Origin of the sequence: Bacillus sp. KICET-1, assembly GCF_027721405.1 — a bacterium.
In the GTDB taxonomy this organism is placed as follows: Bacteria; Bacillota; Bacilli; order Bacillales; family Bacillaceae; genus Bacillus; species Bacillus velezensis.
Genome location: NZ_CP113515.1, coordinates 3,516,421 through 3,539,587 on the forward strand (window position 1 = coordinate 3,516,421; position 23,167 = coordinate 3,539,587).

Here is a 23,167-nt window from a genome sequence, read left to right on the forward strand (position 1 = left end):
CCCCTTCTTTAGTCTAGAAATAACGTATCCAATCTGCGCCTCAGCAGACTTTCGGTCTCATTCATCAATTTTTCACCAATGTCATCGACATGTCTGTTTCTCCATGATTCCAAATCCGTGCCCTTTACCCAATGATTAAAAGCGCCTAAAGACGGGCCGCAATGAACTTGGAAATTCACCTTTTGTTCTTCCTGCCCTTCCAAAGCAAGCAGACATCCTCTTTGCAAATACCACTTAAATAGTAACAGCATCTTATATTTTTGATTGCGCTCAGCTTTTTGGGCCAGGTTCGGCTGTTTTTCTATTATGCTTTCGTAGTTTTCATCAAAAGTCTTGTTAAAATAATCATTTTCGAGCTGAATCTTTGTCTTTTCATCTATCTCATTCAAAGACTCGTATTGTTGGTAGATTTGAAATAATTTATTTGCCCTGACCGGAAACAGCGTGCCCTTTTTCAGCACCTGAACCTTTGTTCCGAACTCAAACAGAGTCTCCGAAGGCGCATAAGCAGTATCGCATATTCCTGTCTCACTCAGCATTTCTTTAATAAAACCGCTTGTTTCGGCTTCAACTGTACATTGATTAATGGATCCCGTCATAATAAAATCAGCGCCCATTAAAAAAGCAGACGCGGCAGACTCGGGAGTCCCGATTCCTCCCGCAGCCCCGATCCTTATCTTCCTTGCGTATTTGTGTGTTTCCATCATTTCATCCCGCAGGTTAACAAAAAACGGCAGCATCGCCGTCAATGAGCCCTGTTCAGTATTACTTCCGCAATCTGCTTCAATAATGATATCGTCTGCTGCCGGAATACGGCTGAGCCACTCCGCCTGCTCTTCCGTCAGCATACCGTTCTGACACATTCTCTTTACGATACTTTGAGGAGGCGGACTCAGAAATGCGGCCGCAACTTCCGGCCGTGAAACTTTGGCAATGATCCGATTATGAGGTATGACGCTGCCGCTTTTGTCTATCTTCAACTGATGCGCTTTGTAATAAATTAATGGTGCGCTGACGGAAAGATACGAAGACGCTTCTATTACTCGTACGTCATGCTTGATATATAAATCTATCAATTCCTTTTCTCTATCTTGATGATCCGGCTCAAATCGCAGATTCATTCCGTAGGGCTGGCCATTTTTGAGTGTCTTCTTAATAGAAATAAGGGCCTGTTCAATTTCCCTTATCGTTAAACCTGCTGTTCCAAAGAACCCCAGCATTCCTTTCTTCCCGAGGCGGATCAGCATTTCAGCGGAAGAGATCCCTCTATGCATCGCACCTGCCAAATACGCGTATGTCAAACCGTAATCTTCTTTGAAAGATTGATCACCCAATCGGGACACCGGTGAAGCTGCACCGCTCTCTATATTTTCGGCCAAGAGGCTATGCTCTTTCCCGCTTTCCGAATTGTCCTTGTTCCCTTCAGAAAAAAAGAGACTGTCTTCCGGCGCACTAATAGTAAGCGGTTCCTCATCTCTTTGTATGGTTTGAATTAATTTAGTCAGAATGTTTCCGGGACCGATCTCTTCAAACACAGTAACGCCTTGTCCCATTAGATACCTGATGCTTTCAGTCCATTTTACCGAGTTTGTTATTTGTTCAATTAAATTCCGTTTGATATCTTCTTGTTTATAAGGTCTTGCCGTGTAGTTAGAAATGACCGGGAAATTCAATTCAGAAAAATGAAACTCCTCGATAAATTCCGCAAATTCACGCTGTGCACTTTCCATGAAACGAGAATGAAAAGCTCCGCCGACCTGCAATACGATATAAGCTTTCGCCCCTTCTTTTTCAAAAAAAGAGGCTGCCCGCTTTATCTCTTCTGCAGCCCCTGCTATCACAATTTGTGAAGATGTATTGTAATTGGCGATATCTATTTGGCCGAATTCATACTTTTGAAGTATTTTTTTTATGTGGTGCTCATCCAGTCCGATCACGGCAGCCATTCCGCCCTCGGAAGCCTCACTCATTAACTCGCCTCTTTTAGCAACCAGCCGGAGACCTGTTTCAAAATTAAAAACACCGGCCGCAAAAAGCGCAGTATATTCACCCAGACTATGTCCTGCAACAGCATCTGGGCGTGTATAACCTTCTTTTAAACCCTTTAAATATTGCAGTGCGCTCACTGTATAAATTGCAGGTTGTGTATACTTCGTATCAGTCAGCCTCTCTTTTTCGTCTGAAAGGCATAAATCCTTTATGGAGTATCCTAAAATATGATCTGCCTTTTTAATGAGCTCACTGAATTCATCGAATAAGTCTCTGCCCATTCCTTTAAACTGCGCTCCCTGTCCGGGAAAGACGTAAGCAAGCATTTGTTTTCCTCCTGTTCCGTATTTCTGCCGTTTCTTTTCGTTCCGATTTTGAAATTGTCGTTTACTTTCAGCACCCTTACTTAATAAGCATTACTAAGCAAAATAAAAAAACCTTTATGCCGGATAAAGGTTTAAAAGCAAAAAGCATGTACAAATATCATATTGCCGTAAATATAAATAGATAGAATTTTCTGATAATTAAAATCACATTTTCATTCTGTTTTTATATATATATCAATATAATAAAAACATTCCAACGTGCCGAAACAACGATTGGTTTTATGTGAATATTTCCCTAAATAAATACTATACCATGATTTACTTGTTGTCAATGGGAAACACACGTATATACCAATTCTTCAGCCGCCTTTTTACAGGCGGCTGAACTCGGTTGTTATCAGTTCATCAGCCCATGCCGATATGCCTTCACTATACTATTTGCGGAATAATAGTTCTTTCTCTTTGTTGTAGTCTTTAGTAAATTGATTGAACTCATCTGCTTGTTTATGCACCTTTTCGTAAACTGAGTTTACTTTGCTGATTTGCTCTTCCAGCTCCGCTAATGTGAGCTTTTTATCTTTAATCAGTTTATAAAGGTCCTTATCAAGTGAAATGGCTTTTTCGTACTTTTTGTACAAAAGGTCATAAGATGCATACCTTTTCTCCATTAAAGCGACCGCATGCCCGGCTTTTTCTTTTACTTTCTTATCCTTTATTTCTTGAGAAGTTTTTTTTGCGGATTCAAACGCTTGTTTTGAATCATCAATACTGTCTTTTTCTGCTTTCAGATGTTTTTTTCGCTGATTTGCATTGCTCAGAGCCTGATCAGACAGTGTGACAATTTTCTGGTAATCATCCATATTCAGTTTAACCGCGCTGTCGTATAGCTTATGCTCTTTTTTCTCCAATTTTTCTAATGTTTTCTGCTCTTTTTGAAACGGTTTTTCCGCTTGAACGGCTTTTTCCATCGACTCATGAAGCGATTCAACCGGATCTTTTCCCCCGCAGCCGGCAAGCAGCATACTTGCGGCGCCGAGCGCTCCGATTCCTGCTAATACCTTTTTTTGAATCATATTCACTTAAAATCCCCCAATCTTGACAATTTCCACTATAGAAGCCCGAACGCTTTTTGACAATAGCTGAGCTGTAATTGGCATGACCGGGTAAAGACGCTTACGGTGCTTTCAAAGAATACTTGCGTAAAAAATTGAGAAAACAGGGCGGATGACCATACATCTTTTTGGCTTTTACATAGTTTATAGTAGACGCCGGCCCTGCTGACAGAGGGTCAGCGTAATTAAAAGAGGAGGTTTTTTTATGTACGGATATGGATTTGGCGGCGGATTTGGCGGCGGTTGTTGCGGCGGCGGATATGGTTATGGCGGCGGTTACGGTTACGGCTGCGGCGGCGGATACGGCCGCACATTCGCATTAATCGTCGTATTGTTTATCTTATTAATCATCGTCGGTGCCGCTTATTTAGGCTGCGGCTGCTGACCTTATACACCATGAACATCGGCCGGCCTGCTATGGCCGGCCAATTGTTTCGTTGCGCCGCGATAAAGAAATTCGCTATAATTTACATATTAAGCTTTAGGAGTGAAGTTTCTTGATTACTATGGAAAATATTGTTCGCGACGGACATCCCGCGCTCAGAGAGATCGCTGAAGAGGTTCAGCTTCCCGCTTCTGACGAAGAAAAACAGCATCTTGCTGATATGATTGAGTTTGTGAAAAACAGCCAAAATCCTGAATTAGCCGAGAAATACAAGCTTCGTCCGGGCGTCGGTCTTGCCGCTCCGCAAACAGACGTAAAAAAACGGATGATCGCCGTCCATGCAGAAGATGCGAAAGGCACTTTATACAGCTATGCTCTTTTTAACCCTAAGATCGTCAGCCACTCAGTGGAAAAAAGCTACTTGACGAGCGGAGAAGGCTGCCTGTCGGTAGACGAACCCATTCCCGGCTATGTGCCGCGCTACGCCCGCATCCGCGTAAAGGCGGTGACGCTTGAAGGAGAACAGATTGACATCCGCCTCAAAGGTTTTCCGGCCATCGTGTTTCAGCACGAAATCGATCATCTGAACGGCGTGATGTTTTACGACCATATCGATAAAGAAAATCCGTTCAAAGAACCTGAAAACGCCATTGCCATTGACCGTTAAAAATAACCGGCACTTCCCAAAGTGCCGGTTTTCTCTATTTCAAAAGGCCCAGTTCTTTGACGGCCCAGCTGATTCCTTCCTCATCCACCGGCTTTGTGACGAAATCAGCGGCAGCTTTTAATTCCGGAACCGCATTTCCCATCGCCACCCCGGTGCCGACAAAATGGATCATCTCAAGGTCATTTAGTCCGTCGCCGAATGCATAAGTGTCACTTACGCTGTACGGAAGCCGCTCAAGCACTCTTTTAATGCCTTCCGCTTTTGAACCGCCTTTCGGAAGCACATCCGTTGACAATTCGTGCCAGCGGACATAATCAAACTCCGGAAAAGCGGCATATGCTTTTTCTTCATGACCGCGGCAGAATAAAAGCAGCTGATAAATTTCTTTTCCTTTATAAAAAGTTTCATCCACTTCGGGATAAGGCGCTTTCAGACTGCCGATACCTTCCGAGACGTGCGGATGTCCGGGGACGGTCGTTTTCATCGTGTCTTCCGCCATAAATACGACGGGGTGCTCCCCTTCTGCCGCCTGCTTTAATAAACGCGCAACCGCATCTTCAGGAAGCGGATTTTTATAAATGACCTCACCTTCAAATACGACATACTGGCCGTTGTATGAAATAAATGATTCAATCTCAAGCTCTTCCAGAATCGGTTTTACCATAAACGGGGACCTTCCGCTGGCGATAAAAACGTGATGGCCAGCCTCTTTAAGCGCCGTCACGGCGTTTCTTGCGCTATCGGGAATATGTTTATCATGGTCATAGATCGTGCCGTCAATATCAAAAAAAATCAATTTTGGTTTCATGTCAATTTCTCCTTTTTCCCGTTTATCAGTCGTGTCTTTTTCAATATCATCATACAGAAAGTTTTTCTTCCGGAAAACCGCCTTGATGAAATTCCAGTTTTACCCACGAAAACAAATTCAGTTTTTCCGCATACTACTGCTATAAAGGGCTTCAAAGGAGGTATACAATGCTGCGCCGATTACGGAAGAAACTCAGAAGACAGTGGGGCGGAATGCTCCGGAAAAAAGTCATCGCGTAGAAGGGATCTTTCGGTTTTTGAAAGTCCCTTTTTTGCTCGAGACTTTCCTTATAATCCGTTTTCGAATATAATAGAATAAGCGAGTCTAACATACGGCATTTAAGGAGAGATTTGGATGATTTATAAGGTATTTTATCAAGAGAAGGCTGACGAAGTACCTGTTCGGGAAAAAACAGATTCACTTTACATTGAGGGCGTTTCAGAACGGGACGTCAGAACGAAACTGAAAGATCAGAAATACAACATTGAATTTGTTCAGCCTGTGGACGGTGCTTTTTTAGAATATGAGAAGCAGAGCGAAAATTTTAAAGTATTGGAGTTATGAGCGGAATGAAATTTGTAAAAAATGACCAGACTGCCGTTTTCGCCCTCGGCGGATTGGGCGAGATCGGGAAAAATACGTACGGGGTGCAGTTTCAGGATGAAATTGTACTGATTGATGCGGGAATCAAGTTCCCGGAAGATGAACTTCTCGGCATTGATTACGTAATCCCCGATTACACGTATTTAGTAAAAAATGAAGATAAAATTAAAGGTCTGTTTATCACCCACGGTCACGAAGACCATATCGGCGGTATTCCGTACCTGCTCAGACAAGTAAATATTCCCGTTTACGGCGGTAAACTCGCGATCGGCTTACTTCGGAATAAACTTGAAGAGCACGGGCTGTTAAGACAGACCAAATTAAACATCATCGGTGAAGACGACATCGTGAAGTTCCGCAAGACGTCTGTATCCTTCTTCAGAACGACACACAGCATTCCGGATTCATACGGAATCGTCGTCAAAACACCGCCGGGCAATATCGTACATACCGGGGACTTTAAGTTCGATTTCACACCGGTAGGCGAACCGGCAAACTTGACTAAGATGGCTGAAATCGGGAAAGAAGGCGTTCTGTGCCTGCTTTCTGACAGTACAAACAGTGAGGTTCCTGATTTCACCATGTCAGAACGCCGCGTAGGCGAAAGCATTCACGATATTTTCCGAAAAGTGGACGGCAGAATTATATTTGCGACATTCGCTTCGAATATACACCGTCTTCAGCAGGTGATTGAAGCAGCCGTTTTAAACGGCAGAAAAGTTGCCGTATTCGGACGCAGTATGGAATCGGCTATTGAAATCGGACAAAATCTCGGTTACATTACCTGTCCTAAAAATACGTTTATTGAGCATAACGAAATCAATCGTATGCCTGCCAATAAGGTAACGATTTTATGTACGGGAAGCCAAGGTGAACCGATGGCGGCGTTATCACGCATCGCTAACGGGACGCACCGGCAGATTTCCATTAATCCCGGAGATACGGTCGTCTTTTCTTCCTCTCCGATTCCCGGAAACACAATCAGCGTAAGCCGCACCATCAACCAGCTGTACCGTGCGGGCGCAGAAGTCATTCACGGTTCATTGAATGACATTCATACATCCGGACACGGCGGACAGGAAGAGCAGAAATTAATGCTCCGCCTGATCAAACCGAAGTTCTTTATGCCGATTCACGGTGAGTACAGAATGCAGAAAATGCACGTCAAACTCGCGACTGATTGCGGCATACCCGAAGAAAACTGCTTTATCATGGATAATGGCGAAGTGCTGGCCCTCAAAGGCGAAGAAGCCGCTGTGGCAGGCAAAATTCCGTCCGGCTCCGTTTACATTGACGGAAGCGGAATCGGTGATATCGGCAATATCGTGCTCCGCGACCGCCGCATTCTTTCAGAAGAAGGCCTTGTTATCGTTGTTGTCAGCATCAATATGGACGACTTTAAGGTTTCAGCGGGACCTGATTTAATCTCAAGAGGTTTTGTATACATGAGAGAATCCGGTGATTTGATCAATGACGCGCAGCAGCTCATTTCGAACCATCTGGAGAAAGTAATGGATCGGAAAACAACGCAGTGGTCCGAAATTAAAAACGAAATTACCGATACGCTTGCTCCGTTCCTATACGAAAAAACAAAACGCCGCCCGATGATCCTTCCGATCATTATGGAGGTCTAAAAAAACTGCACTCATTACGAGTGCAGTTTTTTTATTGCAGCGGAATATGCTGAAAGGCTTTGACATCAAACAGACCGGCTGCTGTCATTTTAATATCCGGAATCACCGGAAGCGCTAAAAACGATAATGTGAGAAACGGATTGAAATCACCGGTGAATCCGAGCAGCGGAAGCTTTTCATGAAGCACGCCCAAGCTGTCATTGACCCATTCCGCCGACTTATCAGACAAAAGCCCGGCGATCGGAAGCGGAACGGAGTGAAGCAATTCTCCGTTTTTCACGGCTGTTAATCCTCCTCCGGTGTCACGGAGCCTGTTGATTGCTTTTGCCAAATCGGCATCGTTTGTACCGACGGCGATGATATTATGGGAATCGTGAGAAATGGTTGTGGCGATGGCGCCTTCTTTTAACCCGAACCCTTGTACAATCCCGAGTCCTATCATTTTTTCGCCGCTGTGCCGCTCTGCGACGGCGATTTTTAATAAATCATTTTCTGTATCAGGACGAAACGCGTCAGCAGACGGTGCAGGCACTTCTTTTTTTCTCGTCTCCAAATGATTCGGTATCATTTCGATTACATTCATTTTCTTGCCCTCTTGAATCGGTATATGAAAATCCGATTCAGTCAGCGGCGCTTTCAGCCGCACTGTATCCAACAGCGCCTGGTCCGGCGAATAGGAACCGGCAGACTGTTCATAAACCGTGCGTCCGTTCTCGGCAACGGTCCGGCCGGCGACCATGGTCTTCGTGACGGCAGCCTCCCGTACATCTGAAATGAACAGCAGATCTGCGTCAAAACCCGGCGCTACCGCCCCTTTTGTTTCAAGACCGTAGCACTCAGCCGCATTTAAGCTGGCGAGCTGATACGCAAGGAATGGATCAAGTCCCGCCTTTATCGCCATTTTGACTTGGTGGTTCACACTTCCTTCTGAAAGCAGATCATCTACATGCTTATCATCCGTGCAAAAGAAAAAGCGCCGCGCGTTTTTTTCATTCACCGCCGGCAGCACATTGAGCGTATTTTTTGCCACCGATCCTTCGCGCAGCATGACATACATTCCCCGTCTGATTCTGTCCAGCGCTTCTTCTTTTGTCGTCACTTCATGATCATTTGACACCATTGCGGTTCTATATATATTGATGATATCTGAAGAGAGTCCGGCTAAATGCCCGTCGATCCGTTTTCCGTGACGCTTGGCATCAAGCAGTTTCTGAAGCATATCCTCTTCACCTTCCGCAACAGACACATAATCCATTACTTCCGCAAGTCCGAGCACCTCTTTCTCCTGATAAAAAGGCTTTAAATCCTCGGCTTTTAATACGGCTCCTGAGCGTTCAAAGCTAGCGGCGGGAACACAGGAAGGAAGCATGAAACGGATGTTCAGCGGCGCCTTTTTCGCCTGCTCTATCATAAAAGAAATGCCTTTTGCTCCGGAAACGTTCGCAATTTCGTGAGGATCAGTAACGACAGTAGTCACTCCGTGTGGGAGGACGGCTTTAGCAAATTCAATCGGAGTAACCATAGAGGACTCGATATGAACATGTCCGTCAATAAAGCCCGGAACGATCATTTGGCCTTCTGCATCAATAACTTCTTCCCCTTCATATTCGCCCAGCCCGACGATCACTCCGCCCGTAATGGCGATATCTGCAGAAATCCATTCCTGGTTAAATACATCCATGATTTTTCCGTTTTTAATGACGGTATCGGCTTTTTGTCTGCCGGCTGATGCATTCAGCCGTTCAGCCAGTGTTTCTTTGTTCAAAATGAGGCCTCCTCTTTTTCTTTATATGGTACAATATGCTATCGGATCGCTTGATCATAGTCAATAAAAATCGCAGAAAATACCGCTTACACGATAAATGTCTTACTATTCTGACATAATAAAAGACCGTCCTTTTACGGACGGCTTTTCACTTTGTATGAAGCACTCTTTTTTCAAATCGGGAAATGTCCGTAAGAGAGCCGATAACGATGAGAATATCTTCTTTTTGGATCATTTCAGTCGCCAGCGGAGATACGATCACTTCTTTTTCTCTCTTGATGGCCACGATATTAATGCCGTACTTCGCCCGGATGTCCAGATCAAGCAGTGTGTTGCCCGCAAGCCTGCTGTTGGCCACGATCTCCACAATGCTGTGTTCGTCGGACAGCTCCAAATAATCAAGTACATTATTTGATACGATGTTGTGGGCGATGCGTTTTGCCATGTCACGTTCAGGGTGGACGATGTGGTCGGCGCCGATTTTCGCAAGCACTTTCTCATGATAATCGTTCTGCGCTTTTACCGTGATCGTGTTCACGCCGAGTTCCTTTAAGATCAGCGTCGTTAAAATGCTCGCCTGTATATTTTCGCCGATTGCCACAATGACATGGTCAAAGTTGCGCAGCCCTAAGTTTTTCAGCACCGATTCATCGGTTGAATCGCCGATGACCGCGTGTGATGCGATTTTGGCGTATTCATTCACTTTATCTTCATCAATATCCATCGCCATGACCTCAAGGCCTTCTTCACTTAATGCTTTGCAAATACTTCCGCCGAAGCGTCCGAGACCGATAACGGCAAACTCTTTTCTCATAACAGTACTCCTTTAAACAATATCTCTAATAGGAATAGTATCACATTTTCGGCAATGAGTTCATATAGCGTTTAAGCTTTTCTGAAAAGGCGGGCGATAAATACAGGTCCGCTCCGCGTTCGATTTCTTCCTGATAGTGACCCGGAGGCGCAATTTCCTCAGCTTTATCAAGAACGAGAAACGTCAGGACGCCTCTGTATACACGGCCGCCGGCACACACTTCTATGAACGCGGGACGGTATGTGTGGTTATCAACACCTTCTCTTTTGTACAGATAGGTTGCCGCTTCAAACGGGAGCTTGTACAGCACGCCTTCAGTTCGCCCCCCGTCTTCAACAAGATCGGCTCTGGAACCGTCAGGACGCCTTAACGTGAATCTCGTCGAATACCCTTCAACAACCGCCCCTCCGACCGGCTCGGCAAAAAAGTGGTCGACCCCCGCCTGTTTAAACCGGGCATTGTCCATACAGGAGCCGTAAGCGAAATAATAAACCGGACTGTCATCCTCCCGTTTCATAAAACGGTATTCTTTCCAGTCTCCGCTTTTGATACGGCTGAATGAGGCACACTGGCCGGGCTTTACGACATATGCGAAGGCGGTTTTATTCCCGGCATCCGTCGTCACGGCAACCTCTTTCCGATCAAAATCAGCATAATACGCATCCAGCTTACGGATCATCTGATGATCTGTTTCATACAATTCCCCGTACACAAAAGCTGTTTCTGCTAAAGACGCCGCAGGCTGACCTTTATCCGTTTCGTACAGCACGCCGTTTATCGCGGCCTGCTCACACACACACGGAGCGCCTTTCAACAGTTCATGGTTTTCTTCACGCTTCCGTAACAAACCGTATACAAAAAGAAGCAAGTTATTTTTCCTCCTTTTGGACAGCAGCCGCTTCTAACGGCAGAATCACCTGAAACGTACTGCCTTCTCCATTTTTGCTCTTAATGTTAAGTTTACCATTATGCTCCTTCAGAATTCGTAAACAAATCGGAAGACCGAGACCCGTTCCCTGATCTTTTGTTGAGAAAAACGGTTTCCCGATGTTTTCAAGCTTTTCTTTCGACATACCGTTCCCTTCATCCTGTATGCTGATCACCGCGTATTCTTCATCCCGCTTTGTATAAATATGAATATTCCCGCCGTCAGGCATCGCTTCAATCGCATTTTTAATAATATTGATAAATACCTGTTTCAGCTGGTTTTCGTCACCGTTGACCATACAGGACTCAGTCTGCCTGAAATCCTTCTCAATCACAGTGTTCGACAGCACCGCGTTCGTGTCAAGAAGCGTCGCCACCTGCCTTAAAATATGGTTGAGATGATGAGCGGTAAACGTCACGGTCTGCGGCTTGGCGAGCAGAAGCAGCTCCCCCAGCACGAGATCAATCCTTTTAATCTCCGAAAAAATAATATCAAAATAATCCGTTCTTTCCGGATACTGGGCTTTCATCAGCTGGAGAAAGCCGCTGACTGACGTTAAAGGATTTCTTACTTCATGGGCGATTCCTGCCGCAAGCTCCCCGGCAATGGCCAGCTTTTGAGATTGCATGGCAAGGCGTTCGTTCGTTTCCAGAAGCTCGTCGACCGCTTTTTTCCGTTCACTGATATCAGACATCGTCCCCAGGCTTCCGACAAATTTCTGTCTGCGGTCATAATACAGCTTATAATGGACTTCTCCCCAAAAGATCGAGCCGTCTCTTTTAATATATTTGGCCGTAAACATTCCTGACGGGGACTGCTGCTTGATTTGGGAGATAATATAATCAATGATATGTTTTTCTTTTATAAAATAATCATTATACATCGTGCCCATACATTCGCTGATGGAGTGGCCCGTAATCGCCGTCCAGGCCTGATTCAAATATGTAATATTCCCTTGTGCATCCGTCTGAAAAACGATTTCCTGCAGATTGTCCATGATCCGGTTTTTCTCATCTGAAAGCGCCTTTGCTTTCTGCTCGCTGTCCTTCAGCTCCGCCAGCAGCTGCTTTTTATTGTCCACATAATAAGCCAGCAGCCAGACGCCGATTAATGTGACGGCGGTAAAGGTGATGTCAACTGGCCAGTTAATCGGATTCCGTTCAATCATATAAAATAAATAATCCCAAAACATAATAAAAATCATTGCCAAGATTAAGGAAATGATACGCGCTTGATATTTTCCCATAGTCCCACCTGCCGCTAGCATTTCTACATATATTGTAACATTGTTGACTGCATTATTGACTAAAAAATGATAACTATTCCCAATTAATTGAGCAGGTTCGCTTACTTTTCCCGTGAGTTTTTGCACAAGTTCATAATAAAAGGACGGAATGATGCTCCGCCCTTTTTGCCGATTATGATCTACCTTTTAACGCTTCCTCGATTTCCTCAAGCAGCATTTTCGCTCCTTCAGGACTTAAAATAATTTTGCCGTTGCCGTACTCCTGATTTTCGGAGGTAATTTCCCCCGTCATTAAGCAAATGCCGTGCGGCTTGTATTTTTTTAAGACAATTTTGTCTCCGTCAACGAAAAATTCAATACTATCTTTAATAGCGATATCCAATGCTCTTCTCAATTCAATCGGCATGACAATACGCCCGAGTTCGTCTACTTTTCTTACTACACCAATTGATTTCATAGAAATCCCCTACTTCCTTTAATGTCTCTTCTTTATGTCCAAGGAAAATCCTTCATAAACGTAGACGAAAGGAACGGAGCAAAAGTTTCTCAGCATCCGGAACTGAATGTTTTTTTACAAAAGAAAATCCTTTTGAAATATAGGATACAGACTTTCCCTCCTTTTTTACAAAAACATTTCATTCCCGGCGGAAACCCCCAAAAATCGTGGTTTTTCTCAGAAACTTTAAATGTAGAATCAATTAAATCAGGATAGGGATTGGGTGAAAACATGTTTCAATCAACTGAGATCGGAATCGACTTAGGAACCGCTAATATACTTGTTTACAGTAAAAATAAAGGAATTATTTTAAACGAACCTTCCGTTGTCGCTGTAGATACAACAACGAAAGCGGTGCTTGCCATCGGAACGGATGCCAAAAGCATGATCGGAAAGACGCCGGGGAAAATCGTCGCCGTACGGCCGATGAAAGACGGTGTCATTGCTGATTATGATATGACAACTGACTTATTAAAACACATTATGAAAAAAGCCGGAAAAAAAATCGGAATGACTTTCCGCAAACCGAATGTCGTCGTCTGCACGCCTTCAGGCTCAACAGCCGTTGAACGCCGCGCCATCAGTGACGCTGTCAAAAACTGCGGAGCGAAAAACGTTCACTTGATTGAAGAACCCGTAGCCGCTGCAATCGGGGCCGACCTCCCTGTTGACGAGCCGGTCGCAAACGTCGTCGTAGATATCGGCGGCGGTACGACTGAAGTCGCCATTATCTCATTCGGGGGCGTCGTATCCTGCCATTCGATCAGAATCGGCGGCGACCAGCTTGATGAAGATATCGCCTCGTTCGTCAGAAAAAAATACAACCTGCTGATCGGGGAACGTACGGCAGAACAAGTGAAAATGGAAATCGGTTTTGCATTGATTGAACATGTGCCGGAAACGATGGAAATCCGCGGCCGTGACCTTGTAACCGGTCTGCCGAAGACAATCAGACTGCAGTCTAATGAAATTCAGCACGCGATGCGTGAGTCGCTCTTACATATTCTTGAAGCGATCAGAGCGACACTTGAAGATTGCCCGCCGGAGCTCAGCGGTGATATTGTTGACCGCGGCGTCGTGTTAACAGGCGGAGGCTCCCTTTTAAACGGGATGAAAGAATGGCTGACAGAAGAAATCGTCGTTCCCGTTCATTTGGCGGCAAATCCGCTTGAATCAGTGGCTATCGGCACGGGGCGTTCATTAGACGTCATCGACAAGCTGCAAAAAGCGATTAAATAATAAGATTGTGCTTCTTTTTTCTCCGGCCGGCTCATATTGTGAGAACTGGAGAAACATTAAGGAGGAAGCATATGCTTAGAGATGTGGGAAGACGCGTAGCAGTAGCCGTCATTTTAAGCGGAATTATTTTGGGGGGTATGAGCATTTCACTGGCCAATATGCCCCATTCTCCGGCCGGCGGCGCCGTAAAACTGAATCACCCGTAAAGACGCAGCAAAAGCTGTGTCTTTTTCGTTTGTGCTCCTTTCTTTCCTTTATGAGGCGATATTTGATATGATGAGAAAAACCGATGAGGAGGAATGAACGATGAGTTCGTTTACTGAAAAGTTACATACATATGCTCAGCTGGCGGTAGAAGTCGGCGTCAATGTCCAAAAAGGACAGCATGTCGTAATCAATGCCTCAACTGATGTTCGGGAACTAGTCAGACTGCTTGCCAAACATTCTTATGAAAAAGGCGCAAAAAACGTCACCGTAAATTGGCAGGACGATGAACTGTCCAGATTAAAATACGAGATGGCACCGTTTGAAGCGTTTGAAGAGTATCCTGAATGGGAAGCAAAAGGAAAAGAAGAGCTCGCGAAAAAAGGGGCTGCGTTTATTTCTGTTGTCTCATCCGACCCCGACCTGTTAAAAGGCACTGACGGCAAACGGATTGCAGCGTTCCAAAAAGCCGCCGGAAAAGCATTGCATACATACAGACAATATATTCAATCAGATAAGGTCAGCTGGACGGTGATCGGAGCGGCTTCAACAGGCTGGGCGAAAAAAGTGTTCCCGGATCAGCCGGAAGAAACAGCCGTTCAGCTTTTATGGGAAGAAATTTTCAAAACGACCCGAGTAAATGAAGAAAACCCTGTGGAAGCATGGAAAAAACATGATCAAAATCTTCATGAAAAAGTGGAACACCTGAACAAAAAACATTACAGCGCCCTGCATTATCAGGCTGAAGGAACAGACTTAACCATTGAACTGCCGAAAAAACATGTATGGGCAGGCGCGGGAAGCGTGAATGAGAGCGGGCACGAATTCATGGCCAACATGCCGACAGAAGAGGTTTTCACCCTCCCGCAGCGTGACGGGGTGAACGGCACGGTTTCCAGCACGAAACCGCTGAGCTACGGCGGCAACATTATTGATAACTTCACTCTTACCTTTGAAAACGGCCGCATTGTCGATGTGAAAGCTGAAAAAGGCGAGGAGATTTTAAAAGGCATCGTCGAAACCGATGAAGGCTCACACTATCTCGGAGAAGTGGCCTTAGTGCCGTACGATTCACCGATTTCACAATCAAATATTTTATTTTACAACACACTGTACGATGAAAACGCCTCTAACCACTTGGCGATCGGCAGTGCGTATGCCTTTAATATTGAGGGCGGCAAACAAATGACACGGGAAGAGCTTGTCAAAGAGGGCTTAAATGAAAGCATTACACACGTAGATTTTATGGTCGGTTCCAAAGATATGAATATCGACGGCATTACGGCGGACGGCAAAAGAGAACCGATCTTCAGAAACGGAAACTGGGCATTTTAATAAAAAAGGAGGCGATCAGGCCTCCTTTTTTTATTTCGCTTCATACATTTGCAAGTTGGCGCAGACGGTTTCCAAAACAGGTGTATCAACTGACAAGCCTTTCGCTTTCTCAAGCAAAAATCCGTGTAAATGATCACCTTCCGTCACCCTGCCCTTTTCCATATCTCTCAGCATCGACGATTTCATATGGTAAGACATGCTTGTCAATGTGCGATAACTCTCTTCTTCCAGACCAGGATCTTTCGGGATGCCGGCAGCCTTGAAAATGGCTCCGATTTCAGCAAAGAGGCGCTTTGCCGTGTTGCGGCCGCCTTCTGTTTCTAAAATCGGTCCGACCGGCTGTTGAAACAGAGTGGTCACTCCCGCCTGCGCGGCAATAAACATATATTTTTTCCAAATGTCCTTTTCAATATCCCGGCTGATGATGACATCCGCTTTCACACCTGCAAATGCGTTTTCCAGCTCGTTCATACGTTCTGTGCGTTCCCCGTTCCATTCACCGAAAACAAAGCGGTGGGCAGCGCTCGTATGAAGAATGTCCCCTTTGTCGTTAAGGGCGCTCTCAATAAAGCAGAGGCCGCCCAGCACCTGCCGTTTTGAAAAAGCTTCAAACAGCTGGTTATAGTGCCTGTATCCGTTTAAAAAAGGAATAATGACCGACGAAGGTTTGACAAACGGTTTGACATCCCGAATAACGTCCTGCAAAGAATACGCTTTTGAAGCGATAATAACGGCGTCAAATGCTCCTTCTTCGCCCGCCATCATTAATTTCGGCTTGATTGAAACATCACCTTTTGCACTTTTGACGATCAAACCCGTTTCTTGTAATTGTTCCGCCCGTTTCTTGCGGACGAGAAACGTAACGTCATTTCCCTTTTCTGCAAGACGCGCGCCGATATATCCGCCCACTCCTCCAGCTCCGACAATTAAAAACTTCATGATGCATTCCTCCGTCTCTTTTCAAGTTATGTATTCATTTATTGTAACGGGAAGTCAGAAGATTGAAAACTTTTTTCATAAATAAAAAAGCAGAGTCTCCCCTGCTTCTTTATTACGCGTATAGCTCTTCAAGCTTTTTCTGTACATCCGCGTTTTCAAGAAATTCGTCATAAGACATTTGTTTGTCAACAATGCCTTTAGGCGTTAATTCAATGATGCGGTTGGCAATTGTCTGTACAAACTGATGGTCATGAGATGAAAACAGCATAGCGCCTTTAAAGCTGATTAAGCCGTTGTTAAGCGCCGTAATGGATTCCAAATCTAAGTGGTTTGTCGGTTCATCCAGAATTAAAATATTCGCGCCGGAAAGCATCGCTTTTGAAAGCATGCAGCGCACTTTTTCTCCTCCGGAAAGAACGTTTGATTTTTTGTTGACTTCTTCTCCTGAGAACAGCATGCGTCCTAAGAAACCGCGCAGAAAGCTTTCGCTTTGGTCATGCGGCGAGTATTGGCGGAGCCAGTCAACAAGGTTCACATCGCTGCCGTCAAAATACTCGCTGTTGTCTTTAGGGAAGTACGCCTGAGAAGTGGTCACGCCCCATTTAAATGTGCCGCTGTCAGCTTCCATTTCCCCGGAAATGATTTTAAACAATGTCGTAACGGCAAGTTCGTTGCGGCCCGTAAAAGCGATTTTATCTTCTCTGTTCATAATAAAGCTGACGTTATCAAGCACTTTTACCCCGTCAATCGTTTTTGTTAAGCCTTCAACCCGCAGCACGTCATTTCCGATCTCGCGTTCCGGCGTGAAATTGACATAAGGATAACGGCGTGATGACGGTTTGATATCATCAAGCGTGATTTTATCAAGGAGTTTCTTTCTTGATGTCGCCTGCTTTGATTTAGAAGCGTTGGCGCTGAATCTGGCCACGAACTCCTGAAGCTGTTTAATCTGCTCTTCTTTTTTCTTGTTGGCTTCCTGAGAAAGCTTTAAAGCAAGCTGGCTGGATTCATACCAGAAATCATAGTTGCCGACGTACACTTGAATTTTATTAAAATCAAGATCGGCGATGTGCGTGCACACTTTATTTAAAAAGTGACGGTCATGGGATACGACGATGACTGTGTTCTCAAAGTTGATTAAAAACTCTTCCAGCCACTGAATCGCTTTCAGATCCAAGTGGTTGGTCGGTTCATCAAGCAGCAGAACGTCCGGCTTGCCGAACAGCGCCTGTGCCAAAAGCACTTTCACCTTTTCTGAACCGCCTAAGTCCGCCATTTTCTTCGTATGCAGGTCTTCAGAGATGCCCAGGCCCTTTAACAAAATAGCGGCTTCACTTTCAGCTTCCCATCCGTTTAATTCCGCAAACTCTCCTTCAAGCTCAGCGGCGCGGATGCCGTCTTCATCTGAAAAATCAGGCTTCATATAAATCGCGTCTTTTTCCTGCATAACTTCGTATAAACGTTTATGTCCCATAATGACGACTTTCAGCACTTCGAAGTCTTCATATTCAAAGTGGTTCTGCTTCAGAATGGCAAGACGTTCACCCGGGCTCATATGGACATCGCCGGTCTGCGGCTCCAGCTCACCGGATAAAATTTTCAAAAATGTTGATTTTCCGGCACCGTTTGCGCCTATTAATCCGTAGCAGTTGCCCGGCGTAAATTTAATATTGACATCTTCAAATAACTTGCGATCCGCAAAACGCAAGCTCACATTATTTACAGCAATCATTTAGAATCCTCCATCGTGTCTATCATCATTAAAAGTATACCATGAATAAAGGGGAAGAGAAATGTTTCCCTGCGAATATACGGGTTTGAAAAGATGCAGGCGTCAAACCCGGAGCGCTGTGATACAATAGATATATATACATATTCATCACGGAGGAACAAGTTGAAGCTTTTAACACTCACAGAATACTGTCTTATGATTTTCTTCACCGGGGTTTTTCTGGCCGTCACAGGCTTTACGGCCCGTGACATCGGCTTGTACATCGGAATCGCCCTCATTTATACGTTTTCGCATCTCTTTTCAAAACGGATGCTTGAAAAACGCGGCAAAGAGAAGAAGCAGGTGAATCTTTTTTTCAGCGTTCTGGCCATTGTCGGATCAGTGCTGGCCACGGTATTGTTCATTGCCGTCGCCGCCTCGTTTGCCAAATAAAAAACGCCTGCTGTCCAAATCGGGCAGCGCGGCGTTTTTATTTTGTCTGACGCATATCATGAAACGGGAAGAACACAAACTTCGAGGTGCCGACGATCCGGTTTTCGGCAATTAAACCGAGTCCGTTCCGGCTGTCCATTGAGTTCAGCCGATTGTCACCCATGACGAAGTATTTGCCTTTCGGAACCTTTACGGGGCCGAAATCTCCCGTCAGGTTGACTCCCAGTTTTTTCGCTTCTTTTTTATTGCTCGCGAGGTACGGTTCTGCGATTTTTTTGCCGTTTATATAAAGCGTGTCATTTTTCATTTCCACCGTTTCTCCCGGTTTTCCGATGAGCCGCTTTACATAATGGACTTTCGATGTATCGCCGTTAATAATGACGATGTCCCCCCGCTCGATTTCTCCGATATAATTGACGCTTTTGTTGACAAACAGCCTTTCACCGTCATGTAATGTCGGGTACATTGATGATCCTTCCACTAAGTACGGTTCAAACAGGAAATGGCGGATTAACAGCGCAAGTGCGACCGCTATAATGATGGCCTTTCCCCATTCCCAATATGTGTTGGATTTTCTTTTTACCGATTTTTCAGAAGTAGGTTTTTGTTCTTCAGTCAACGTGGTTCCTCCTAGACGATCACTGTTTCGGTTCATGTACCATCTTTACTTTATCATAACTCATCATAAAATACATAACGCTTCTATGCGCACATGATTGAAAAAAGCGCCCGTAAAGGACGCTTTTTGCTTATTTCTCTACAACCGGTTTTTTGACGATTCCCAAGATAACCGCCGTTACAATCGCTCCGATCACGATACTCATTAAGTAAAGCAGCGGATGGTTCGTAATGAATGCAACGAATATTCCTCCGTGCGGTGCAGGAAGCGTTACCCGGAAAAACTCTGTCAACCCGCCCGCTACCGCAGAACCGACAACGGCTGCAGGGATGACGCGAAGCGGATCAGCCGCTGCAAACGGGATGGCGCCTTCTGTAACGAAAGCTGCTCCCATGAAGTAGCACGTAATACCGGCTTCACGGTCACGTTTAGAGAATTTGTGTTTAAAGAATGTTGTCGCCAGTGCGATTCCAAGCGGCGGAGCCATTCCGCCCGCCATGATGGCCGCATGCGGCGCATAGTTTCCGGCATCGATCATCGCGATACCGAAAGTGAAGGCCGCTTTATTGAGCGGGCCGCCCATGTCGATAGCCATCATACCGCCTAAAATAATACCCATTAAGACAAGGTTTCCAGTTCCAAGGCTTTCAAGCCAATTTGTTAAGAAATTCATGAACGCTGCTACAGGAGTGTTTATGACAAATTGCATCAGAACTCCTGTGATAAAAATACCGAGCAGCGGATAAATCAGTACAGGTTTTAATCCGTCAAGAGATTGAGGGATAAAGACAAACAGCTTTTTCAGCAGGATTACGACATAACCGGCTAAGAATCCGGCAATCAGTCCGCCCAAGAATCCGGCATTCGCCTGCGTAGCCATAAATCCGCCGACCATACCCGGCGCAAATCCCGGACGGTCCGCAATACTCATTGCAATGAATCCGGCAAGAACTGCAACGATCAGTTTTAACGCATTATCGCTGCCGATAAAGTTCAGCGCTGCGGCAAACGTGTTGTATGTCGGGTCTTTCGGATCAGCTGAATGAATGCCCCAGAAGAATGAGATCGCAACGAGAATTCCGCCGCCGACGACAAATGGCAGCATGTTGCTGACACCGCTCATTAAGTGTTTATAGAAAGTGCTTCCGATGCTTGTTCCTGATTTCTGTTTCGGGCCGTCTTCATCTGAAGCGGAAGATCCTCCGCCGCTGCCCTCGTAAATCGGCGCATCTTGGTTAACGGCTTTTTCAATCAGTTCCTGAGGACGTCTGATACCAGCTGTTACAGGTACTTGAAGAACATGTTTGCCTTTAAAGCGTTCCATTTCAACCTGTTTATCAGCCGCCACGATGATCGCAGGCGCGTCTTCAATTTCTTGAGCCGTCAGCTTATGTTTGATACCGCTTGAGCCGTTTGTCTCGACTTTAATGTCAACGCCGAGCTCTTTCGCTTTTTCCTTCAGTGCGTCAGCTGCCATGAACGTATGGGCGATACCTGTCGGACATGCCGTAACGGCAAGGATTTTGCCTTTTCCTGACGGCGCTGCCTGTTCTTCCTGCTCTTCTTCTTCCTCATCGTCATCTTTGTCATGCTGATTGATGATGTCAATGATCGCGTCTTCTGATTCAGCTTCAAGAAGCTGTTTGCGGATTTCCTCACGCATAAGAAGCGTTGAAAGTCTTGATAATGCCTCAAGGTGCGTATTATTCGCTCCTTCGGTTGCCGCAATCATAAAGACCAGGTGTGCCGGCTGACCGTCTAATGATTCATAATCCACACCATCTTTTGAACGGCCGAATGCGATGGCCGGGTTAATGACGCTCGCCGTCTTCGCATGAGGAATGGCAATGCCTTCGCCGATTCCCGTCGAGCTTTGGCTTTCACGATTTAAAATGGCTGCTTTGTAAGCCTCTCTGTCATTTAATCTGCCGGCTTTGTCAAGCACTGTCACCATTTCATCGATAACGTTTTCTTTCTCTTTGCTTTCTATATTGAGATGAATTGTATCTCTTGTTAACAGCTCAGTTATCTTCACTTTTCTTTCCTCCTCTATAGACGTGTGACTTTAACTTCAGGAAGAAGCTGCTGTACAAACTCTTCAGTTCCGAGTTCTTCAGAAAATGCCGTCGCGCTTCCGGAAGCAACTCCTAAACGGAACGCATCTTCCAAAGGCAGCTGTTTTGAAATTCCCGCAAGGAATCCCGCGACGACGGAATCACCCGCGCCTACGGAATTGACAAGCTTTCCTTTAGGAACATTGGCGAGGAAAACCGCCTCTTTCGTAAATAAAAGCGCACCGTCGCCAGCCATCGAAACAATCGCGTGTTCAGCGCCTTGTTCAATTAATTTTTTACCGTAAGGAACGGCAGCTTCGGCTGAATCAATGACCGTATTAAACATTTCCCCAAGCTCATGATGATTCGGCTTCATCAAAAACGGTTTCATTTCTGTCGCTTTCATCAGCGCTTCACCGGAGATGTCCACCACTACCCGGGCATTCTGCTTTCTGCATGCCTCAGCAATTTTTTCATACGTGTTATGCGGCAGGGAAGAAGGAATGCTTCCCGCTAAAACGACGATGTCTCCCTCTTCCAGAGCGGAGAACTGTTCTAAAAAGGCATTGAACACTTCGTCTGAAATCGTCGGGCCCTGTCCGTTAATTTCCGTTTCATCGCCCGTTTTCAGTTTTACATTTATACGCGTGTCTTCATCTACCTCAGAAAAAGCCGTTTCCAGACCTTCCTGCTGCAAAAATGACGTGATATAATTTCCGGTAAATCCGCCGACAAACCCCAATGCTTTTGACGGCACATGGTGTCTTTTCAGTAATCTCGAAACGTTGATGCCTTTTCCGCCGGGATACTTCGTGTCATAGCTTGAACGGTTTAAACCGCCTACGGCAAAATCTTCAACGTGAACGATATAGTCAACAGACGGATTGAGGGTTACAGTGTAAATCATGGTTTCACTACCTTTACGACAGTTTTTTCTTGGTAATTATCGAATGCAAGTTCTTCAGCTTCAGTGGTAATGATAGCTGCATCGCCCAAGGCGGCGAACGCTGCGAAAGAAATCTCGCCGAATTTAGAAGGATCGGCTAAAACATACGCATTTTTCGCCTGTCTCACAGCCTTTGTCTTCAGAAGAGCCTCATCCGGATCGGGTGTTGTAAAGCCGGCTTCAATGTGCACGCCGTTCACCCCGAGAAAGCTTTTGTCAAAACGGTACTGGCTGACCGCCGTTAATGAGGCGCCGCCGATCATCGCACCTGTTCTATGCTTCACATATCCTCCGAGAAGATAAAAAGGAATCCCTTTCCTTATTAAAGCGTCGATATGCATAACCCCGTTTGTGACAACCACAATGTCCTTTGTATGATCTATAAAATCAATCATGTGCAATGTAGTTGTTCCCGCATCAAGGTAAATACAGTCACCTTCTTCTAATAAAGATGCCGCTTCTTCAGCGATCTTCAGTTTATCCTGAAGGTTTTTGGAGGATTTTTCAAGCATATCGGGTTCTTGCCTGCTGTTGGAAAGTTTAGACGCCCCGCCGTGAACGCGCTTTAAAAACCCGCGCTCTTCAAGTGTTGATAAATCTCTTCTGATCGTTGATTCAGAAGCGTTTGTCATGCTTATCAGCTCTTGAATCTTCACCACATCTCGCTTTTCAATCTGATCCATAATCAGCTGATACCTTTCAGGAGTGAGCATATTCCGCCTCCTTTGAAAACGTATTCATTTCGGCTGCAAGATAATTGTAAACGCTTTTTTTACTTCAAGCAACTAAAATCACTCAAATTCATTCAATAACTATCAAAATCTTTCACATTTGTTCATATTAACGTATGTACATAGGGTTTGTAAACTGTAAATTCGACAAAAAGGGGGACAA

Annotated in this window: 22 protein-coding genes; 8 read left to right on the forward strand and 14 right to left on the reverse strand. The window is 45.2% G+C overall.

The window, feature by feature from the left end; all coding sequences use genetic code 11:
* Positions 1–8 precede the first annotated feature (8 nt).
* Complete coding sequence (fabD, locus tag OVA33_RS17490) at positions 9–2,315, reverse strand: ACP S-malonyltransferase (RefSeq protein WP_063636616.1); 2,307 nt, start codon at positions 2,313–2,315, stop codon at positions 9–11.
* A 434-nt stretch (positions 2,316–2,749) separates the two neighbouring features.
* Positions 2,750–3,388: a YkyA family protein gene (locus OVA33_RS17495; protein WP_032864209.1), complete on the reverse strand. Its 639-nt coding sequence runs from the start codon at positions 3,386–3,388 to the stop codon at positions 2,750–2,752.
* Positions 3,389–3,632: 244 nt separating this feature from the next.
* Here OVA33_RS17495 and OVA33_RS17500 point away from each other — a divergent pair, with 244 nt between their 5' ends.
* Positions 3,633–3,812, forward strand: coding sequence for a YjcZ family sporulation protein (locus OVA33_RS17500; protein WP_007409651.1), 180 nt, complete (start codon positions 3,633–3,635; stop codon positions 3,810–3,812).
* A 112-nt stretch (positions 3,813–3,924) separates the two neighbouring features.
* Positions 3,925–4,479 carry a peptide deformylase gene (gene def / locus OVA33_RS17505; RefSeq protein WP_003154544.1) on the forward strand — a complete coding sequence of 185 codons (555 nt, stop codon included), beginning with the start codon at positions 3,925–3,927 and terminating at the stop codon, positions 4,477–4,479.
* A 34-nt stretch (positions 4,480–4,513) separates the two neighbouring features.
* Here the strand turns inward: def and OVA33_RS17510 are convergent, their stop codons facing one another.
* The gene (locus OVA33_RS17510; protein WP_017417697.1) at positions 4,514–5,287 is read right to left on the reverse strand and encodes a Cof-type HAD-IIB family hydrolase; all 774 of its coding nucleotides are present in this window, start codon (positions 5,285–5,287) and stop codon (positions 4,514–4,516) included.
* A gap of 354 nt (positions 5,288–5,641) precedes the next feature.
* Between OVA33_RS17510 and OVA33_RS17515 the strand changes: the two genes are divergently transcribed.
* Both OVA33_RS17515 and rnjA read left to right on the forward strand, forming a co-directional pair.
* Entirely contained in the window at positions 5,642–5,851 is a 210-nt protein-coding gene (locus OVA33_RS17515; protein WP_003154548.1) for a DNA-dependent RNA polymerase subunit epsilon, read from the forward strand.
* A gap of 5 nt (positions 5,852–5,856) precedes the next feature.
* A complete protein-coding gene (gene rnjA, locus OVA33_RS17520) occupies positions 5,857–7,524 on the forward strand; it encodes a ribonuclease J1 (protein WP_003154550.1) in 1,668 nt (555 codons plus the stop codon).
* Positions 7,525–7,555: 31 nt separating this feature from the next.
* Here the strand turns inward: rnjA and ade are convergent, their stop codons facing one another.
* The 5 genes from ade to OVA33_RS17545 all read right to left on the reverse strand — a co-directional run bounded on the left by ade (position 7,556) and on the right by OVA33_RS17545 (position 12,734).
* Positions 7,556–9,289 (reverse strand): adenine deaminase, encoded by a 1,734-nt coding sequence (ade, locus tag OVA33_RS17525; RefSeq protein ID WP_128974064.1) that lies wholly within the window; start codon positions 9,287–9,289, stop codon positions 7,556–7,558.
* A gap of 148 nt (positions 9,290–9,437) precedes the next feature.
* Positions 9,438–10,103, reverse strand: a complete 666-nt coding sequence (gene ktrC / locus OVA33_RS17530; RefSeq protein WP_003154554.1) for a Ktr system potassium transporter KtrC — start codon at positions 10,101–10,103, stop codon at positions 9,438–9,440.
* Positions 10,104–10,143: 40 nt separating this feature from the next.
* Positions 10,144–10,971, reverse strand: coding sequence for a gamma-glutamylcyclotransferase family protein (locus OVA33_RS17535; protein ID WP_014417635.1), 828 nt, complete (start codon positions 10,969–10,971; stop codon positions 10,144–10,146).
* Between the two features lies 1 nt (position 10,972).
* Positions 10,973–12,277 carry an ATP-binding protein gene (locus tag OVA33_RS17540; protein WP_014417634.1) on the reverse strand — a complete coding sequence of 435 codons (1,305 nt, stop codon included), beginning with the start codon at positions 12,275–12,277 and terminating at the stop codon, positions 10,973–10,975.
* Between the two features lie 172 nt (positions 12,278–12,449).
* The gene (locus tag OVA33_RS17545) at positions 12,450–12,734 is read right to left on the reverse strand and encodes a transcriptional regulator AbhA (protein WP_014417633.1); all 285 of its coding nucleotides are present in this window, start codon (positions 12,732–12,734) and stop codon (positions 12,450–12,452) included.
* 270 nt (positions 12,735–13,004) lie between these two features.
* On the opposite strand from OVA33_RS17545, the gene mreBH reads away from it, so the two are divergent.
* From mreBH to OVA33_RS17560, 3 genes are all read left to right on the forward strand, one after another.
* Positions 13,005–14,012 carry a cell shape-determining protein MreBH gene (mreBH, locus tag OVA33_RS17550; protein ID WP_014417632.1) on the forward strand — a complete coding sequence of 336 codons (1,008 nt, stop codon included), beginning with the start codon at positions 13,005–13,007 and terminating at the stop codon, positions 14,010–14,012.
* Positions 14,013–14,083: 71 nt separating this feature from the next.
* Positions 14,084–14,218: a protein YkpC gene (locus OVA33_RS17555; RefSeq protein ID WP_003154559.1), complete on the forward strand. Its 135-nt coding sequence runs from the start codon at positions 14,084–14,086 to the stop codon at positions 14,216–14,218.
* Between the two features lie 100 nt (positions 14,219–14,318).
* Entirely contained in the window at positions 14,319–15,551 is a 1,233-nt protein-coding gene (locus OVA33_RS17560) for an aminopeptidase (protein ID WP_007409644.1), read from the forward strand.
* Between the two features lie 30 nt (positions 15,552–15,581).
* On the opposite strand, the gene OVA33_RS17565 is transcribed toward OVA33_RS17560, so the two are convergent.
* Complete coding sequence (locus OVA33_RS17565) at positions 15,582–16,490, reverse strand: ketopantoate reductase family protein (RefSeq protein ID WP_063636614.1); 909 nt, start codon at positions 16,488–16,490, stop codon at positions 15,582–15,584.
* 112 nt (positions 16,491–16,602) lie between these two features.
* On the reverse strand, positions 16,603–18,222 hold the full coding sequence (locus tag OVA33_RS17570) for an ABC-F family ATP-binding cassette domain-containing protein (protein ID WP_017417692.1): 1,620 nt from the start codon (positions 18,220–18,222) through the stop codon (positions 16,603–16,605).
* A gap of 162 nt (positions 18,223–18,384) precedes the next feature.
* Between OVA33_RS17570 and OVA33_RS17575 the strand changes: the two genes are divergently transcribed.
* Positions 18,385–18,654, forward strand: coding sequence for a hypothetical protein (locus OVA33_RS17575; protein ID WP_017417691.1), 270 nt, complete (start codon positions 18,385–18,387; stop codon positions 18,652–18,654).
* A 37-nt stretch (positions 18,655–18,691) separates the two neighbouring features.
* Here the strand turns inward: OVA33_RS17575 and sipT are convergent, their stop codons facing one another.
* The 4 genes from sipT to OVA33_RS17595 all read right to left on the reverse strand — a co-directional run bounded on the left by sipT (position 18,692) and on the right by OVA33_RS17595 (position 22,986).
* Positions 18,692–19,273 (reverse strand): signal peptidase I sipT, encoded by a 582-nt coding sequence (gene sipT, locus OVA33_RS17580; RefSeq protein WP_003154568.1) that lies wholly within the window; start codon positions 19,271–19,273, stop codon positions 18,692–18,694.
* Between the two features lie 130 nt (positions 19,274–19,403).
* Positions 19,404–21,308: a PTS fructose transporter subunit IIABC gene (locus OVA33_RS17585; RefSeq protein WP_063636613.1), complete on the reverse strand. Its 1,905-nt coding sequence runs from the start codon at positions 21,306–21,308 to the stop codon at positions 19,404–19,406.
* 14 nt (positions 21,309–21,322) lie between these two features.
* Entirely contained in the window at positions 21,323–22,234 is a 912-nt protein-coding gene (gene pfkB, locus OVA33_RS17590; RefSeq protein ID WP_003154572.1) for a 1-phosphofructokinase, read from the reverse strand.
* On the reverse strand, positions 22,231–22,986 hold the full coding sequence (locus OVA33_RS17595) for a DeoR/GlpR family DNA-binding transcription regulator (protein ID WP_014417627.1): 756 nt from the start codon (positions 22,984–22,986) through the stop codon (positions 22,231–22,233). Before OVA33_RS17595 ends, pfkB begins: the two co-directional genes overlap by 4 nt.
* Between the last annotated feature and the right edge of the window lie 181 nt (positions 22,987–23,167).